The organism is Sphingomonas sp. UYEF23, assembly GCF_040546165.1.
GTDB lineage: Bacteria > Pseudomonadota > Alphaproteobacteria > Sphingomonadales > Sphingomonadaceae > Sphingomonas > Sphingomonas glacialis.
Genome location: NZ_JBEPNG010000008.1, coordinates 108728 through 125846, shown reverse-complemented (window position 1 = coordinate 125846; position 17119 = coordinate 108728). Strand labels below are relative to the sequence as shown.

General features: G+C 66.5%; 16 protein-coding genes. 12 read left to right on the top strand and 4 right to left on the bottom strand.

What is annotated here, in order from left to right; all coding sequences use genetic code 11:
• The first annotated feature begins 64 nt into the window (after positions 1–64).
• The 3 genes from ABIB28_RS14880 (at position 65) to ABIB28_RS14870 (ending at position 5872) form a co-directional block, all read left to right on the top strand.
• The gene (locus tag ABIB28_RS14880; RefSeq protein ID WP_354288925.1) at positions 65–1249 is read left to right on the top strand and encodes an efflux RND transporter periplasmic adaptor subunit; all 1185 of its coding nucleotides are present in this window, start codon (positions 65–67) and stop codon (positions 1247–1249) included.
• Positions 1250–1252: 3 nt separating this feature from the next.
• Positions 1253–4411, top strand: coding sequence for an efflux RND transporter permease subunit (locus ABIB28_RS14875; protein ID WP_354288878.1), 3159 nt, complete (start codon positions 1253–1255; stop codon positions 4409–4411).
• Between the two features lie 198 nt (positions 4412–4609).
• On the top strand, positions 4610–5872 hold the full coding sequence (locus tag ABIB28_RS14870; protein WP_354288877.1) for a DUF445 domain-containing protein: 1263 nt from the start codon (positions 4610–4612) through the stop codon (positions 5870–5872).
• Between the two features lie 18 nt (positions 5873–5890).
• Here ABIB28_RS14870 and ABIB28_RS14865 read toward each other — a convergent pair whose 3' ends face one another.
• Together ABIB28_RS14865 and ABIB28_RS14860 are read right to left on the bottom strand one after the other, a co-directional pair.
• Positions 5891–6247, bottom strand: coding sequence for a hypothetical protein (locus ABIB28_RS14865; RefSeq protein WP_354288876.1), 357 nt, complete (start codon positions 6245–6247; stop codon positions 5891–5893).
• Positions 6248–6282: 35 nt separating this feature from the next.
• Positions 6283–6954, bottom strand: coding sequence for an HAD family hydrolase (locus ABIB28_RS14860; RefSeq protein WP_354288875.1), 672 nt, complete (start codon positions 6952–6954; stop codon positions 6283–6285).
• 63 nt (positions 6955–7017) lie between these two features.
• Between ABIB28_RS14860 and ABIB28_RS14855 the strand changes: the two genes are divergently transcribed.
• The 7 genes from ABIB28_RS14855 to ABIB28_RS14825 all read left to right on the top strand — a co-directional run bounded on the left by ABIB28_RS14855 (position 7018) and on the right by ABIB28_RS14825 (position 12407).
• Positions 7018–8115 carry an ABC transporter permease gene (locus ABIB28_RS14855; RefSeq protein ID WP_133187303.1) on the top strand — a complete coding sequence of 366 codons (1098 nt, stop codon included), beginning with the start codon at positions 7018–7020 and terminating at the stop codon, positions 8113–8115.
• Positions 8112–8948 (top strand): ABC transporter ATP-binding protein, encoded by an 837-nt coding sequence (locus tag ABIB28_RS14850; RefSeq protein WP_133187301.1) that lies wholly within the window; start codon positions 8112–8114, stop codon positions 8946–8948. Before ABIB28_RS14855 ends, ABIB28_RS14850 begins: the two co-directional genes overlap by 4 nt.
• A complete protein-coding gene (locus ABIB28_RS14845) occupies positions 8948–9919 on the top strand; it encodes an MlaD family protein (RefSeq protein WP_189676833.1) in 972 nt (323 codons plus the stop codon). The genes ABIB28_RS14850 and ABIB28_RS14845 overlap by 1 nt, the downstream gene beginning before the upstream one ends.
• Positions 9916–10512 (top strand): ABC-type transport auxiliary lipoprotein family protein, encoded by a 597-nt coding sequence (locus tag ABIB28_RS14840; protein WP_354288874.1) that lies wholly within the window; start codon positions 9916–9918, stop codon positions 10510–10512. The genes ABIB28_RS14845 and ABIB28_RS14840 overlap by 4 nt, the downstream gene beginning before the upstream one ends.
• A gap of 51 nt (positions 10513–10563) precedes the next feature.
• Complete coding sequence (locus ABIB28_RS14835) at positions 10564–10914, top strand: DUF3147 family protein (protein ID WP_140851976.1); 351 nt, start codon at positions 10564–10566, stop codon at positions 10912–10914.
• A gap of 95 nt (positions 10915–11009) precedes the next feature.
• The gene (locus ABIB28_RS14830; protein WP_133187293.1) at positions 11010–11261 is read left to right on the top strand and encodes a hypothetical protein; all 252 of its coding nucleotides are present in this window, start codon (positions 11010–11012) and stop codon (positions 11259–11261) included.
• Between the two features lie 171 nt (positions 11262–11432).
• Positions 11433–12407 (top strand): phosphatase PAP2 family protein, encoded by a 975-nt coding sequence (locus ABIB28_RS14825; protein WP_354288873.1) that lies wholly within the window; start codon positions 11433–11435, stop codon positions 12405–12407.
• Here ABIB28_RS14825 and ABIB28_RS14820 read toward each other — a convergent pair.
• Entirely contained in the window at positions 12404–12712 is a 309-nt protein-coding gene (locus ABIB28_RS14820; RefSeq protein WP_133187291.1) for a hypothetical protein, read from the bottom strand. The genes ABIB28_RS14825 and ABIB28_RS14820 overlap by 4 nt on opposite strands.
• Positions 12713–12900: 188 nt before the next feature.
• On the opposite strand from ABIB28_RS14820, the gene ABIB28_RS14815 reads away from it, so the two are divergent.
• Positions 12901–14295 carry an MFS transporter gene (locus ABIB28_RS14815; protein WP_354288872.1) on the top strand — a complete coding sequence of 465 codons (1395 nt, stop codon included), beginning with the start codon at positions 12901–12903 and terminating at the stop codon, positions 14293–14295.
• Positions 14296–14414: 119 nt separating this feature from the next.
• Here the strand turns inward: ABIB28_RS14815 and ABIB28_RS14810 are convergent, their stop codons facing one another.
• Positions 14415–16151 carry a DUF885 domain-containing protein gene (locus tag ABIB28_RS14810; RefSeq protein WP_322159694.1) on the bottom strand — a complete coding sequence of 579 codons (1737 nt, stop codon included), beginning with the start codon at positions 16149–16151 and terminating at the stop codon, positions 14415–14417.
• Positions 16152–16270: 119 nt separating this feature from the next.
• On the opposite strand from ABIB28_RS14810, the gene ABIB28_RS14805 reads away from it, so the two are divergent.
• Positions 16271–17095: an alpha/beta fold hydrolase gene (locus tag ABIB28_RS14805; protein ID WP_133187285.1), complete on the top strand. Its 825-nt coding sequence runs from the start codon at positions 16271–16273 to the stop codon at positions 17093–17095.
• The last annotated feature ends 24 nt before the right edge of the window (positions 17096–17119 follow it).

Here is a 17119-nt window from a genome sequence, read left to right as displayed (position 1 = left end):
GCAAGGGTCGGTGGTCCGGGCCGAAGCCCACGGGGCGGGCCAAAAGGTCGGGGATGTGACGCAGATGCAGTATGAGACGCGGACGATCGGTACCGAAGACGTTATCGCGCTGCCCGGCGAGGGTGCGCCGCGCGGGCGGCGTTGGGGTCTGATCGCGGGCATCGTCGTCGCCGTGGTTGCGATCGCGATCTTCGCCTATTCGTTCTTCGGCCACAAAGCGCCGCCGGCGAAGACGACCGAACAGCTCCCGCTCGTCTCGGTCGTTGTGCCCGGCCGTTCGAGCGTCGCGCGGACGATCACTGCGACGGGCTCGCTCGCGGCGCGGCGGGAAATGCCGATCGGCGTTTCGGGCGAAGGCGGCATCGTCACCCGCGTGCTGGTCGAACCCGGCCAGTGGGCCGAAAAGGGGCAGGTGCTCGCGCAGGTCGATCGATCGGTCCAGACGCAGACCGCTGCCTCGCTGTCCGCGCAGATCAAGGTGTCGCAGGCCGATGCGACGCTCGCGCAGTCCGAACTCGACCGCGCGAAACAGCTTGTCTCGCGCGGGTTCATTTCGCGCGCCGACATCGAGACCAAGACCGCGACGCGCGACGCCGCGTTTGCGCGCGTCAAGGTTGCGCAGGCGCAGCTCGCGCAGCAGCAAGCGAGCAACGGCCGGCTCGACGTCCGCGCGCCCGCGCGCGGCCTGGTGCTGACGCGCAGCGTCGAGGCGGGCCAGGTCGTCAGCGCCGGGTCGGGCGTGCTGTTCCGCATGGCCGAAGGCGGCCAGCTCGAACTGCGCGCGCAAGTCAGCGAGAACGATCTGCGCGGGCTCCACGTCGGATCGCAAGCGCGCGTCACCCCGGTCGGCGGGAGCACGGTGTTCTCCGGTCAAGTGTGGCAGGTCTCCCCGGTGATCGATCCGACGACTCGCCAGGGCGTTGCACGCATCGCGCTCAGCTATGATCCGGCGCTGCGTCCGGGCGGCTTCGCCTCGGCGGCGATCGTCGCGGGCACGACCAATGTTCCCGAACTTCCCAACGCCGCGATCCAGAGCGACGACAAGGGAAATTACGTGTATATCGTCGGCGCGGACGACAAGCTCGTCCGGCGCTCGATCAAGGTCGGTGAAGTGTCCGACAGCGGTGTGGCGATCAGCGACGGCTTGAACGGCACCGAGAAGGTGGTGCAGTCGGCCGGTGCGTTCCTCAACGCCGGGCAGAAGGTAAAACCGACGCTGGTGACGGCGGACGCAGCGAATAAGAGGTAGTCGATGAACTTCCGGAATATCTCGGCCTGGTCGATCCGCAACCCGGTCCCGTCGATCGTCTTGTTCTTCATGTTGACGATCGCCGGGATCGTCAGCTTCATGCGGCTAGACGTCAACAACCAGCCCGATATCGATTTTCCGGTCGTCATTGTTGAAATTTCGCAGCCGGGTGCCGCGCCGACCGAGCTCGAAACGCAAGTCACGCAACGCGTCGAAGCCGCCGTCCGCTCGCTCCAGGGAATCGACGAGATCGATTCGACCGTGACCGAGGGCAGCTCGCAGACGATCGTCCAGCTCAACATCGGCACGCCGATCGACCGTGCGGTCGAGGACGTGCGCTCGGCCATTTCGCAGATCCGCAGCAACCTGCCCGACGGCATCCTCGAGCCGCAGATCATGCGCGCCAACACGACCGGCCAGGATCTCGCGAGCTACGCCGCGATCACCACCGACATGACGGTCGAGCAGCTCAGCTGGTACATCGACAATGACGTCGCCAAGGAATTGCTGTCGGTCCCCGGCCTCGCCACGGTTAGCCGCAACGGCGGCGTCGATCGCGAGATCCGCGTGATCCTCGATCCGCTCAAGCTGTCGGCGCAAGGCCTGACCGCGAGCGCGGTCAACCAGCAGCTGCGCCAGGTCAACCTCAACGCCGCGGGCGGCCGCGCACAGCTTGCCGGTTCGGAGCAATCGGTTCGCGTGCTCGGCAACGCGCAGACCGCCTATGCGCTCGGCCAGGTGCAGATCGCCACCGGCACCGGGCGCACGATCAAGGTCGCCGATCTCGGCCGCGTCGAGGATCTCTATGCCGAGCAGCGCTCGGCCTCCGAGCTTAACGGCCGCCAGGTGCTGAGCTTCGATTTCCAGCGCGCCAAGGGCTATTCCGACGTCACCGTCTTCCACGAGGCCGAGAAGAAGCTCGCCGCGCTCGAGGCGCGCAACCCCAAGGTGCATTTCAAGCGCATCTCGGACAGCGTGAAATACACCAAGGCGCAATATGACGCCGCGATGGAGGCGATGGTCGAGGGCGCGTTCCTCGCGGTCGTGATCGTCTTCATCTTCCTGCGCGACTGGCGCTCGACGATCATCTCGGCGCTCGCGATCCCGCTGTCGGCGATCCCGACCTTCTGGGTGATGGAGCTGCTCGGCTTCACGCTCAACAACATGACGCTAATGGCGTTGAGCCTCGTCGCGGGCGTGCTGGTCGACGATGCGATCGTCGAGATCGAGAATATCGTGCGGCACATGCGGATGGGCAAATCCGCCTATCAAGCGTCGATCGACGCCGCCGACGAGATCGGGCTCGCCGTGCTCGCGACGACGATGGCGATCGTCGCGGTGTTCCTGCCGGTCGGGCTGATGCCCGGCATCTCGGGCCAGTTCTTCATGAACTTCGGCCTGACGGTGGTCGCCTCGGTGCTGATGAGCCTGGCCGTCGCGCGCCTCATCACCCCGATGCTCGCGGCCTATTTCCTCAAGGCGCACGGCCAGGCGTCGCACGGCGAAGGCTGGCTGATGGATCGCTACATGGCGATCCTGAAATGGACGCTGCTCCATCGCTGGTCGGCGGTGGTCGGCGGGGCGACGGCGTTTGCCGCGACGATCCTGCTGTTCATGAGCATCCCCTCGACCTTCCAGCCGCTGCGCGATTCGGATTCGAGCGTGGCGCAGATCGACATGGTGCCGGGCACGACGCTTGCCGAAACGCAGGCCGTGGTGCGCCGCGTCGCCGACTTCCTGCAAAAGCAGCCGAGCGTCGAATCGGTCTATTCGCGCGCCTTTGTCGGCAACGGTCGTGTCACCGCGATCTTCAAGCCCAAGGCCGAGCGCACGATGAAGAGCTATGAGTTCGAGCGCGCGCTCGCGCCCGAGCTCCAGACAATTCCCGATGCGCGCGTCTCGTTCCGCTCGTCGAGCGGCTGGGGCGGCGGTGGCCGTGCGCTGACCGTCACGCTCGGCGGCGACGATCCCAAGTTGCTCGCCGAGACCGGCGCGAAGATCGTCGAGGCGATGTCGACGTTGCCCGATCTCGTCGCGCCGCGGATCTCGGGCGATCTCAAGCGTCCCGAACTCGTCATCACGCCGCGCATGGACCTGGCGGCGACGATGGGCGTGACGACGGCGGCGTTGTCGAACGCGATCCGGCTCGCGACGCTTGGCGACATCGACCAGAACAGCGCAAAATTCTCGCTGTCGGACCGCCAGATCCCGATCCGCGTCGCGCTCGACCAGGATTCGCGCCAGCGCCTGTCGACGATCCAGAACCTGCCGGTCGCCACCGCGAGCGGCGGTTCGGTCCCGCTCAACGTCGTCGCCGATATCGGCTTCGGCGCGGGGCCGACCAAGATCGAACGCGTCGCGCAGCAGCGCCAGCTGACGGTCGGTGCCGATCTTTCGCCCGGCGTCGTCAGCGGCACCGCGCAAAAGGAGATCCACGATCTGCCGATCATGAAGAACCTGCCGCTCGGCGTGAAGGAACTCACGCTTGGCGAATCGAAATGGCAGGTCGAGCTGATCCAGAACTTCATCATCGCGCTGGTCGCGGGCGTGTTCCTGCTCTTTGCGGTGCTCGTGCTGCTCTACCGCCGTTTGCTGCCGCCGTTCGTCAACGTGATCTCGCTTGCCGTCGCGCCGCTCGGCGGGTTGATCGGGCTGGCGGTGACGGGCACGCCGATCTCGATGCCGGTCTATATCGGCCTGATTATGCTGCTCGGCATCGTCGCCAAGAACTCGATCCTGCTGATCGATTTCGCGCTCGAGGAGATGAACAAAGGCGTCGACAAGGTCACCGCGATCATCGACGCCGGGCATAAGCGCGCGCAGCCGATCGTGATGACGACGGTCGCGATGGTCGCGGGCATGATGCCGACCGCGCTCGCGCTGACCGGCGACGGATCGTCGCGCGTGCCGATGGGGATCACCGTGATCGGCGGTCTGACGATGTCGACCGTGCTGACGCTGCTCATTACGCCGGCGCTGTTCAGCCTCGCGGTCGGGGTCGAGGCGCGCGTCGGGCCGTATCTGCGGCGCAACCTGCTGACCTATCGCCCCGGCGACGATCTCGGCCCGCTGATCGAGAACCGCCCGCCGACCGGCCCCACCCTCCCCGGCGCCCCGCCGCGGATCGTCTATTCGGGCGAGGGTCCGCATCCGGCGGAGTGATGGGCGCGCCATTCCCCTCCCTTTCAGGGCGGGTCTAGGGGTGGGAGAGTGCCGAAATTCGCATCACGGATGCTCCGCCGCTCGAACGCCGACATCGCGGCACGGCCCCACCCCAACCCCTCCCCTGAAGGGGAGGGGCTTTAAGGAGCCCGCCGCTTTCTCCTTGAACTATCGCGCCGCTCGGGGATTGGTCGCGGCATGAGACGTACCCGCCCCCCTCGCGCTTCCGAAGCCCCGCCCGCCGGCCTCGTCCGGATGCGCTGGATCGCCGGAGGGTTGCTGGTCGTGATGGCCATCACTTTCCTCGTCACGCGTGCCTATGCGCCGACCTATCCCGCGCTCGGCTTCGTGCGCGCGTTTGCCGAGGCGGCGATGGTCGGCGGGCTGGCCGACTGGTTCGCGGTGACCGCGCTGTTCCGCCATCCGCTTGGCCTGCCGATCCCGCACACCGCGATCATCCCGCGCAACAAGGATCGTATCGGCACGACGCTCGCCGCCTTCCTGCGCGACAATTTCCTCATCCCGGGCGTCGTCGCACGGCGGATGCGGCGCGTCGATGTCGCGGGTGCGGCGGGGCGCTGGCTCGCCAACCCGCCCGGCGGCGACGGTCGCATCCGCCGCGGCGCGGCGGGGCTCGCAACGCACATGCTCGAGGCGTTCGACCAGCAACGGCTCGGCGGGGTGGTCAAGGCCGGGATCGGCGCGCGGCTGCGCGCGCTCGATGTCTCGCCGCTGCTCGGCCAAGCGCTGACCGCGGCGATGGCGGAGGACCGGCATTTGCCGCTGCTCGACGGGATCGTGAAGTGGGGCGCACGCCTGCTCGCCGCCAACGAGCAAGTGATCCGCCAGATGGTGTCGGATCGCGCGGGCACGGTGATGCGCTGGACCGGGCTCGACGAGACGCTTGCCACCAAGATCATCGACGGGCTCAACGGCCTGCTGACGGGCATTGCCGAGGATCCCGAACACCCCTTGCGCGCCAAGGCCGAGGAAGCGCTCGCGACGCTCGCGCACGATCTCGTCCACGATCCCGAGATGCGCGCACGCGTCGCCGCGGTGAAGGGCGAGATCATCGACAATCCGGCGATGCAGCGCTGGCTCGACGGGCTGTGGGAACAAGCCCGCGGCGGGATGCTGCGGATCGCGCGCAACCCAGACAAGCTGCTCGCCGGCCCGGTCGGCGACGCTTTGCGCCAATTGGGCGGCACGTTGCAGACCGATCCCAAGCTGCGCCGCACGATCAACCGCTTCGTGCGCCGCACCGTCGTCGGCATGGCGGCGGATTACGGCGACGCGATCGTCCGGCTGGTGTCGGAAACGATCCAGGGCTGGGATGCCGGCACGATCACGCGGCGGCTCGAAAACGCCGTCGGCCGCGACCTGCAATATATTCGCGTCAACGGCACGCTCGTCGGCGGGCTGGTCGGGCTGGTGATCCACGCGGTCGACGTGACGCTGTGAGCGCGCGCCGCGCGGCGCTCACTGATAGCGCAGCCGGTTTTCGAAGCCGCTATTCGCCTTGGTCATCTTGATCAGCTTGCGGAGATAGGAGCGAACCTCGCGTTCGAAACGGCGGTCGTCATGCGCGCCGGCGTGGCGATACTCGTCCTGATCGAGCAGCGCCTTGAGCCGATCGGCGAACTTCGCCTGATCGTCGGTCGCGCCGTGCACCATCGCGGCGCGACAGACGAACTCCTCGGCGGTGGCCTTATCGAAATCGCCCTCGGCGGAACGCCCCTGCCGATCAGCAGAGGCTTGCTCGCTGCGCGCAGCGGCAAAGCGGCTTTCGAGCCACTTGCGGACGATCTCGCCGTCCCACGCGCTTGGCTCGGTCATCGACTTTCCCTGTGCTGCGCCATCGGTCGCGGGCTTCACTTCGGCCAATCCTCGACTCGCCAGCCGCGCGACCACGCCATCGCGCGCAATTGCGTGTGCGGATTGACCGCGATCGCGACGTCGGCCCATTCGAGCGACGGCTCGTCGGAGACATGGTCCGAATAGAAGCGCACCACGGCATCGCCGCGCGCAATCCCCTGCCCCGCCATCCACGCCTCGATCATCGCGAGCTTGGCGCGGCCATAGCAATTCTCGCCCGCGATCTGCGCGCGAATCAAGCCGTTCTCGCGCACCACGCCCGTCGCGATCACCGCCTCGAAACCGAGCCGATCGGCGATCGCCGCGGCGTAGAAGCCATAGGACGCGGTTGCCATCACGATGCGGTTCCCCGCCGCGCGGTCCTCGGCGATCTGCGTGATCGCGCCCGAATAGATGCCCGACTCGACGATGCGGTCGGCAAACCGCGCCGCGGCGCGCGCGACCGTCGCCTCGGGGATCGCCCGCCCGAGCAGCAGCGCGTGCGTGATTTCCTTCAATCGGGCGCGCGACAACAGCCCGAACACATACCCGAGCGTCGCCCCCGCCGCGACCGGCAGCAAGGCCAGCCGCCACGGTGCTTCGACCGCGGCGGTCCGCACGAGGAACGATGTCCAGGTCGGCGCGTAGGTAATCGTCTTGTCCATATCGTAGACGGCAAAGTGATGCATTTACGCGCCATACGCCGCAGGAGCCTTGCCGATCCAGCCCGATTGCAGCAGAGAAGGCGTCAGATGACCGAAATGGCCGCCTTCTCCAACGATACCGACGTCGTTCGCTTCACCGGTAGCCTTTCTTTGGCGAATATCGGCGACTTGCCCGAGCGCTTGCGCGCTTTCGACGGCACGGTGTCGAGCGTCGATCTCAGTGAAATCGAGCGAATCGATACCGTTGGGGCGTGGCTCGTCCACCGTTTTGCCGCCGAGCACGACGCCGAAATCACCGGCCTCGATGCCGATGGCGAACATTTGCTCGCGCAAGTCGCCGCGGCCGATCAACCCGTCGCGATGCGCCCCGCCACTGCGGGCTCGTTTACGCGGATGGTCGGCGAGATCGGCGATGCCGTCGTGACGACCGGGCACACGCTGTACGGGTTGCTCGGGTTTCTGGGCGCGACGCTGATCGCCTTCTGGCACGTCGTGACGCATCCCAAGCGCTTCCGCTTCAACGCTGTCGTCCAGCGCTTCGAAGTCGTCGGCGTCAACGCGCTCGCGATCGTGGGGCTGATGAGCTTCCTGATCGGGATCGTCATCGCGCAGCAGGGCGCAGTGCAGCTGCAGCAGTTCGGCGCCGAATTCCTGACGATCAATCTGGTCGGGCGAATCACGCTGCGCGAGCTCGGCGTGCTGATGACCGCGATCATGGTCGCCGGTCGCTCGGGATCGGCGTTCGCCGCGCAGATCGGCACGATGAAGCTGACCGAGGAAGTCGATGCGATGCGCACGATCGGCGTCTCGCCAATGGAGGCGCTGGTGCTGCCGCGCGTCCTCGCGACCGTCATCATGATGCCGCTGCTCGGCATGTACGCGTCGATCGTGACGATCATCGGCGGCGGTCTGCTGTGCTGGATCACGCTCGGCATTCCGCCGGTGACCTTCATCCAGCGGTTGCGTGAAGTCGTGCCGATCACCGACCTCTATGTCGGGCTGGTCAAGGCGCCGGTGTTCGGGCTGATCATCGCGGTCGCGGGCTGCTTCCAGGGGATGCTGGTCGAGAGCGACGCCGAACAGGTCGGCACGCGGACGACTGCCGCGGTCGTCCAGGCGATCTTCCTCGTGATCGTGATCGATGCGTTCTTCGCGGTCTTCTTCACTTCGATCGGCTGGATATGACGCAGACCGAACGCGACGGCAAAAAGCAGGGCGACGATGTCATCGTCGTGCGCGGCCTCAAGAACGGCTTTGGCGAGCAGATCGTCCATGACGGGCTCGATCTGAGCGTCCGGCGCGGCGAGATCTTCGGCGTGGTCGGCGGGTCGGGCACCGGCAAATCGGTGCTGATGCGCTCGATCATCGGGCTGCAGACCCCGATGGCGGGCGAAATCGAGGTGTTTGGCGAATCGACGATCGAGCGCGAGGAAACCGAGCTCACCAACCTGACCAAACGCTGGGGCGTGCTGTTCCAGGGCGGTGCGCTGTTCTCGACGCTGACCGTTGCCGAGAACGTCCAGGTGCCGCTGCGCGAATTCTATCCCGGCCTCGATCCGGCGCTGCTCGATGAAATCGCCGCCTATAAGGTCGTGATGACGGGCCTGCCTGCCGATGCCGGTCCCAAATTCCCGGCCGAACTGTCGGGCGGGATGCGCAAGCGCGCCGGGCTCGCCCGCGCGCTGGCGATGGACCCCGAACTGCTGTTCCTCGACGAGCCGACCGCGGGGCTCGATCCGATCGGCGCGGCGGCGTTCGACGAGTTGATCGCTTCGCTGCAGAAGACGCTCGGGCTGACGGTGTTCCTGATCACGCACGATCTCGACACGCTGTACGCGATTTGCGACCGCGTCGCGGTGCTTGCCGACAAGAAGGTGATCGCGGTCGGGACGATCGACGAATTGCTCGCACTGGACCATCCGTGGATCCAGGAATATTTCAAGGGACCGCGTGGTCGCGCCGCGACCGCGACGATCCAGCATAACAAAGACGTGGCGAAAGCTGAGGGCACAAGCTGATGGAAACCCGCTCGAACCATGTGCTGGTCGGCAGCGTCGTGCTGATCCTGCTCGCCGTCATGCTGCTGTTCCTCGTCTGGATCGCGCGCTGGGGCACCGCGACCGACAAGGAATATGACATCTTCTTCAAGCAGTCGGTCGACGGCCTGGCGAAGGGGTCGGCGGTTGCCTTCTCGGGCGTGCCGTCGGGGCAGGTCAAGGAAATCACGCTGTGGAAGCCCGATCCCCAGCTCGTCCGCGTGCGCATCAGCGTCAATCCCGACGTGCCGATCCTCGTCGGCACCACCGCCACGCTGCAGGGCAGCTTCACCGGCACGAGCACGGTGCAGCTCGACGGCGCGATCAAGGGTGCGCCGGCGATCGCCTGCCCGGTCGAGAACCCGCTGAGCGATTGCCCCAACGGGGTGCCCACGATTCCGACCAAGCCCGGTGGCCTCGGCGCGTTGCTGAGTTCGGCGCCGCAGCTGCTCGAGCGGATTTCGACGCTGACCGAGCGGCTGTCGGACATGCTGTCGGACAAGAACCAGCAGTCGATCGCGGGCATCCTCGCCAACACCAACAAGCTGACCGCGGCGCTCGCCGATCGCGGGCCCGAAATCGCCGCGACGCTCGCCGAGACGCGCACCGCGATCCAGAAGGCCGGTGCCGCCGCCGATCAGTTCGCAGTGCTCGCACAGACCACCAACGGGATGCTCAAGGAGGATATCCATCCGATCATGGGCAACCTCAACAAGACGATCGCGTCGGCGCAGCACAGCATGGAAACGCTCGACGCCGCGATCGGCGATGCGCGGCCGGGGCTGCAGGCGTTCTCGAAGCAGACGATCCCCGAGGTCGGCCAGCTCGTCCACGATCTGCGCCAGATGTCGCAGGCGCTGACGTCGGTTGCCGAAAAGCTCGACCGCGGCGGCGCGACATCGCTGATCGGCCAGCCGAAATTGCCTGATTACAAGCCCGGAAAGGGACAGTGACCATGATCCGCTCCAAGACGCTGCTGGCGCTCCTCGTCGCCGTGCCACTTGCTGGCTGCATCAGCTTCGGCGCAAAGCCCCCGCCCTCGCTGCTGTCGCTGACCTCGGCAGTGAGCGTTCCCGCCGGGCAGACGCAATCTTCGGCGACCTCGCCGACGATCACGATCCTCGTCCCCGGCGCGGCGCAGGCGATTGCCGGCACGCGCGTGCCCGTCCAGGCGAGCGAGACGTCGATCGCCTATGTCACCAACGCGCAGTGGGTCGAGCCGCCAAACCGCATGTTCGTGCGGCTCCTGATCGATACCGTTCCGGCGCGGACCGGGCGGATCGTGCTCAGCAGCGCACAGTCCTTTTCGGACCCCGGCGCAATCCTCTCGGGCGAATTGCGCAATTTCGGCGTCGATGCCGCGACCAACCAGGCCGTCGTGACCTTTGACGGGTCGCTGATCCGCACGAGCGGCAAGGTCGTCGAGAAGCGCCGCTTCGAAGCGCGCGTGCCGGTGACGGCGATCGCTGCGGCCCCCGTTGGCCAGGCGCTCAACACCGCGGCCAATCAAGTCGCCGCCGAGATCGCCGACTGGGTGGGCAAGTAACGCGTGCGGCGATCGCTGGCGTAAACCCGTCGAGCGTCGCATAACGCCGCAATGCTGTTCCTCACCCTCAAGGCGCTGATCTCGGGAATCCTGATCGCGCTCGCCTCGACGCTCGCCAAACGCTACCCGGGTTTCGGGGCGCTGATCGCGTCGCTGCCGCTCGTTTCGGTGCTCGGTATGTTGTGGCTGTGGGGGGAGAAGCCCGATGCCGGCAACATGGCGGCGCACGTCCAGGCGACGTTCTGGTTCATCCTGCCCTCGCTGCCGATGTTCCTCGTCATCCCCGCACTGCTGCGCGCCGGGATCGGCTTCTGGCCCGCGCTCGGGCTTGGTTGCGCGCTGACGATCGCGCTGTACTTCGCGATGCTGGCGCTCGCGCCGCGGCTCGGGATCGCGCTTTAACCTGTACCTAGCCAAACGGACGCATTCAGCAACCATCGCTACGGTGGCGCGTACTGTCCTGGTCTCGCCCGATCGTCGGGCCGAAAGGACATTCCATGAAAATCACCCACCTCATCGCCGCCGGGCTCATGATCGCCGGTATCGGCGTCTCGACGACCGCTGCCTCGGCGCAGGGCCATCGCGACGACCGCCGCTACGAACAGCGCGGCGACCGCGGCTTCGGCCATCATGGCGACCGTGGCGACCGCAACTGGCGCGGTGACCGTGGCCGCCACAACGGCTGGAACAACCATCGTCGGTGCCGCACCGAATGGCGCCATCATCGCCGTATGACGGTCTGCCGCTAAGCTCGGGTCGGGGGTGCCGCGTCTGCGGCGCCCCCGGCTCGTTCCGTCGTTCGTGACAGGATGTCATCTGGACGTCACATAGTCTTCACGCCATGGTGGGTATCGGCCCTTTCGTAGGGCCATCCATCAGGCGACGATCGGGAAAATCGTCTTCGCAAGCAGGCGTCTCCCGTGTCGATCCCAACCACTTCTCCCTTTGCAATCGCCGCACCGCTCCGGCTCGATGCGGTCCGCCAGCCCGGTTTGATTCCGGGTCGCTGGATCGCGCTGGGCTTTGCGCTGAGCGTGCTGTGCGTCGCCGCCTTGCTCTACGACGATGCGATGGTGATCGACCCATGGGCACCGAGCACGCTGCTGTTCGGTCTTGCCTTCGCGACGCTCGCCGCGATCCGCTTCCTCACGCGCAATCCAGCCACCACCGCGCACCGTATCGGGCGCGACCTCGCCGAGTCGGTCGGACTGTTCATGGGGGTCGGCCTGCTCGGCGCGGTCGCGACCTATCCGCTTTCCGCCGACACGCACGGCTCGGTCGACGCGGTGCTGCAGCGCATCGACCAGGCGCTCCATTTTGATTGGCTGGCTTTGTACGAGCTGGTCGCTTCGCACCGCTCGCTGCAGATCCTCGGCACGGCGGCGTATCAAAGCATCTTCGTCACGCCCGCGCTGATCCTCGGCCATTATGCGGTGAGCGGCAATCGCGCCGCGGCGCGCCGCTTCCTCGTCACCTTCTGGCTCGCCGCGGTGATCTCGCTGGTATTGTTTCGCTATATCCCGGCGTTCGGGCCGCTGGCGACGCTGTGGCACGGCCCCGTGCCGTATCTGCCCGAAAGCGGGTTGTACGAGGCCGACTTGCTGCCGGCGCTGCGCACCCACATGCTGCGCGAGGTCGATCTCGGTGCTCTTCGCGGATTGGTTTCGGCGCCGAGCTTCCACACCGTCAGCGCGGTGCTCTACATGGCGGCAGGATGGCGGATCGCGCGGTTGCGCTGGACCGTCGTCGTGCTGAACGGCGCGATGCTGCTGTCGACGCCGATCGAGGGAACCCACTATCTCGCCGACATGATCGCCGGCGCCGCGGTTGCGATCACCGCGCTGGTGGCGGTCGGCGTGCTGCGCCGCACGATGGCGGCGCGGGCTCGCGCTTAGGCTTCGACCGCCATCAGCGCGGCGTCGCTATATTTCGGATCGTTTGCCGCGAAAAGCGGGTTGGCGTCGAAATTGCGCTCGGTCAGACCGACCCCGTTGAGGCCGGCGAGCTTGAACGTGCCGAGCTTGAGTTCCTTGGGTGGCTTGCCGTCCCGCTCGAGCACGACGCCGTCGACGAACAGATCGTCATGCCGCGTATAGATGATGTGCGGCGCCAGCATGATATCGGTGCGGTTGTACGTTGCACGCAGGCAGCGCTTGCGGACGATCGCTTCGAATACGGTTGGGACGGGACCGTTAGACATGGCAAACTCGCCTGATTGAAGGAACGTGTGACAACGCTGTACCAAAAATGGTGCGCTGCAACAAGCAACGATCACGAAACCGAAAGTTTCCGCCGCCATGCACGATCTGACGCGCGGACGAAGGAACCGCGTCGTCGCGGATCGGTTCGCCTTGCTTCCCCCGGCCGCCAAACGTTAGGCAGAGCATCGTGACCGACGGACTCCCCCTCCCCCGCCGTTATCTGGCGATCGCCGCTATGTCGTTCGGGTCGGCGCTGGTCATCATCGATGGCGGCGTCGCCAATGTCGCGCTGCCGACGATCGCGCGCGACTTGCATGTCGACCAAAGCTCGGTCGTCGCGGTCGTGACGATCTACCAGGTCATGCTGGTGATGCTGATGCTGCCCTTTGCCGGTCTGGGCGAGCGCGTCGGCCTCAAGCGGATCTACCAGGGCGGGCAATTGGTCTTCACCGTCGCGACCTTGCTGTGCTTCTTTGCCAAGAGCCTGCCGTTCCTGCTGCTCGTCCGCGCCGTCCAGGCGATCGGCGCGGCGGGCGTGCTGAGCGTCGCCTCGGCGCTGATCCGGCAAATCTACCCCGCCAATCAACTCGGCCGCGGGCTCGGGATTAACTCGGTCGTTGTGACGAGCTCGGCGGCCGCTGCGCCGACGATCGGCGGACTGGTGCTATCGGTCGCGCCGTGGCCGTGGGTGTTCGCCAGCGCGATCCCGTTCGCGATCGCCAGCCTCGCGCTCGGCAGCGCGATCCCCGCCCCCAAGCCCCGCGCGACGACCTTCGACGTGATCGGCGCGGTGATGTGCGCGGCGATGTTCGGGCTGATCATCGGCGGGCTCGAGACGATGGTGCACGGCGACAGCCCGGTGGTATCGGGCGCGATCGTGCTGCTCGGCATCGTGATCGGCTATTTTTTCGTGCGGCGCGAGAAAGGCGAGACCGACCCGATCCTGCCGATCGACCTGCTCGCGCGGCCGGTGCTGGCCTTGTCGGCGATCGGCGGGTTCACGGCCTTCACCGCGTCGATGACGCTGCTGATCTCGACGCCGTTCCGGCTGCATGCGCTGGGATTCAGCGCGGCGGCGATCGGGGCGGCGATCGCGCCGTGGCCGCTGACCAACATGGTCGTCGCGCCACTGTCGGGGTTTCTGTCGGACCGCATCCCGGCCGGAATCCTCGGCGGGATCGGGATGGTGGTGTCGATCTGCGCGCTGCTGTTGCTCGCGGGTCTGCCCGCCGATCCGAGCTATTTCGACGTGGCGTGGCGGATGGCGCTGTGCGGATCGGGGTTCGGGCTGTTCCTGCCGCCCAACGCACGGCTGGTGGTCGGCTCGGCCCCGCGCGAGCGCGCCGCGGCGGCAGGCGGCCTGGTGTCGACGGTGCGGCTTGCCGGGCAGACGACGGGGGCAACCGTCGTCGCGCTACTGCTCGCGCTTGGCGTCGGCGAAGGGTTCGTGCCGCCCTTGGTGTCGGTCGCACTGGCGCTGATCGCCGGGCTGTGCAGCGTCGCGCGACTGCGCCCGTCGATCCGCAATCCGCAGGCGGCCGAAGTTGCCGACGAAGTGCCGACGCTCAAGCAGGCGCGCTGAACCGTGACCGCAGCCCGGCGAAGGCCGGGGCCCAGTAACGAAGGTGGCAATGGCGGGCACCTCTCCATCGAGGACGGCCATCGCAACTGGGCCCCGGCCTTCGCCGGGGACCGCAGAGATCAGAACACCGCCTTCCCGTCGCCCCCAAGCATCGCCTGGCGCACCAAGGGGATCGGCGGACCACCATAGCGCAGGAACTCGTCGTGGAACGCCTTCCAGCTCGCGCGGCCGCCATGCTGAGCGGTCCAGTCGGCGCGCAGCTTGCGGATCATCAGCTTGCCCATAGTGTAGTTGAGATAGGCCGGATCATACGTCCCCCGCGCCGATTGCTGCTTGGCATTGCCCGCGTCCTGATAGCATTGCTCCTGGAACATTTTCAGCGAGTCAGCCTGTGTCATCGTGCCGGTGTGCATCCCGATCGACGACAGATAGCGGCAGTTGCGCAGCAGCGCGTTCGACAGCTGGCCGATATGCGTCTCTGCATCCCCCTTGTGGAGCCCGGCCTCCCACATCATTTCCTCGGAATAATGTGCCCAGCCCTCGGCAAAGGCATAGCCGACGAACAGCCGCCCGAAGATCGAGGGCGATGCGTTGGCATGGCGGAACTGCAGGAAATGCCCCGGCATCACTTCGTGCACCGTGGTGAACAACAGGTCCATCTTGCCCGGAATGAACCCGTCCTGCTCGGCCTTGCTCCACGCCGGGTCTGGCGGAGAGATGTAATAGACCGAGGGAATGCCCTTCTCGAACGGCCCAGGCGGATCGATATACGCGCTGTTCTGGCGGTTATACGGCGGGCTCTCCTCGACCAACGCCTGTTCCTGGTCGGGGATCGTCACGATCTGGTTGGCGGTGACGAACGCGCGCAGTTCGGGGATCTGCTTGCGCGCTTCTGCGACGGGGTCGTTATTGGCGGGCTTGTTGGCGTTCATCTTCGCCATGCACGCCGGGATCGTCGCGCCGGGAGCGTAGGTCGCACACGCCTCGGCGAGCGCCTTCTGGTTGCGTAGCAGATCGGCCTTGCCCGCCGCCTCGAGCGTGGCGAGCGGCACGTCGACGCCCTCGGTCAGCTTGACCATCCGCGAAAAGCGATCGGGCCCGAGCGCGAAATCCTGCGTCGCGGTGCCGCGCTGGCTCTCCACCCACGCGCCGAGATCGTGCATCGCCTTCGACGCGGCGGCGGCGGCCTTGTCGAACTCTTCCTGCAGCGCCGGGCTCTTAACCTCGGCGAAGGCCTTCTTGGCGTCACCGGTGTAATAATCACCGAAGCCGTTGAACGCCGCGACGCCGAAATTGACGTAGCTCAGCGGCATCGGCGTCTTGAGGTTCGCCTTGATCTGCGCGGTCGCGTCGGGGATCTTGCGCAGGAAGGTGACCATCGCGCGCATCCGCGTCGGCGCATCGGTGTAATGGCGCGCGATATAGACGTTGGGGTCGAGACCGGCATTTACGTACCAGGCCGGGTTCTTGTGCGGGAAATCGGCATCCTCGAGCCAGAACAGTTTGCCCGAGGCGACCACCACCAGATAGTCGCGCTCGAACGCCTCGTCCTTGGTCAGCTTGGTCGCGTCGAACGCCTTGGCCTTGGCGATCGCCTCGCGGAAGAAATCGCCCTGCCGCTTGAGCCCGCCCGGCGTCCAGTCGCCCAAGCCCCCGTCGAAATCATGCCGCCCCTGATAGACCGCATCGGCGGGCGAGATCTTGAACCAATCCTCGATGAAGGTGTCGCGGAAGCTCTTCCAGTCGGTCGTCGGCAATGCGGCGAGCGGCGCCATCGTGCCCCGTGGCTCGGCCGACTGCGCCGAACACGACATCAACGCCAGACCCGCAATCCCCGCCAGCAAACCCTTGCGCATACCCATCCTTTGATTCGTTGGTCGCGCGAAGCTGGCAGCTTGTGGCCGATCGCGCCACCCCTGCGGAACGCCGAGCGTCTGCCATCGTTGAGCGTAGCGACATCTCAAGGAGCGCCCCGATGCCGTATATCAAGACTCGCGATGGTACCGATCTCTACGTCAAGGATTGGGGCAGCGGCCGCCCGGTCGTCCTGATCCACGGCTGGCCGTTAAGCTCGGACAGCTGGGACGCACAGGCGATGGCGCTCGCGGACGCCGGTTTCCGCGCGATCGCCTATGATCGCCGCGGCTTCGGTCGGTCGAGCCAGCCGTGGAGCGGCTATGATTATGACACGTTGACCGACGATCTCGCCGAAGTGCTCGAGCAGACCGGCGCGACCGAGGATGCGACGCTGGTCGGCTTCTCGATGGGCGGCGGCGAAGTCGCGCGCTACATGACACGCCACGAGGGCAAGGGCGTCGTCGCAGCAGGCCTGATCGCGTCGGTCGTGCCGTACATGCTCAAGACCGAAGATAACCCGCACGGCGTTCCCGAGGACCAGCTCGCCAGCATCGGCGAAGGGATCAAGAAGGATCGCTACGGCTTCTTCCAGACTTTCCTCAAGCAGTTCCTCGGCATGGGCTTCATCTCGTCGCCGGTGAGCAGCGAGACCGTCGACTGGGCGTGGAGCCAGACAAATCTCGCCGGGCTCAAGCCGATCCTCGCCTGCGCGCAGTCGTTCGGCCACACCGACTTCCGTGGCGATCTGCCAGCGTTCCGCGTTCCGACGCTGATCGTCCACGGCACGAGCGACCAGACCGTTCCGATCGATGCGACCGGGCGTCAGGCGGCCAAGGGTATCTCCGGCTCACAGCTCGTCGAATATGACGGCGCGCCGCACGGCCTGACGATCACCGAGAGCGATCGCTTCACCAACGACCTACTGACGTTTCTGGGGAAATAAGCGGCTGCGGTGAAAGAAAGCCCC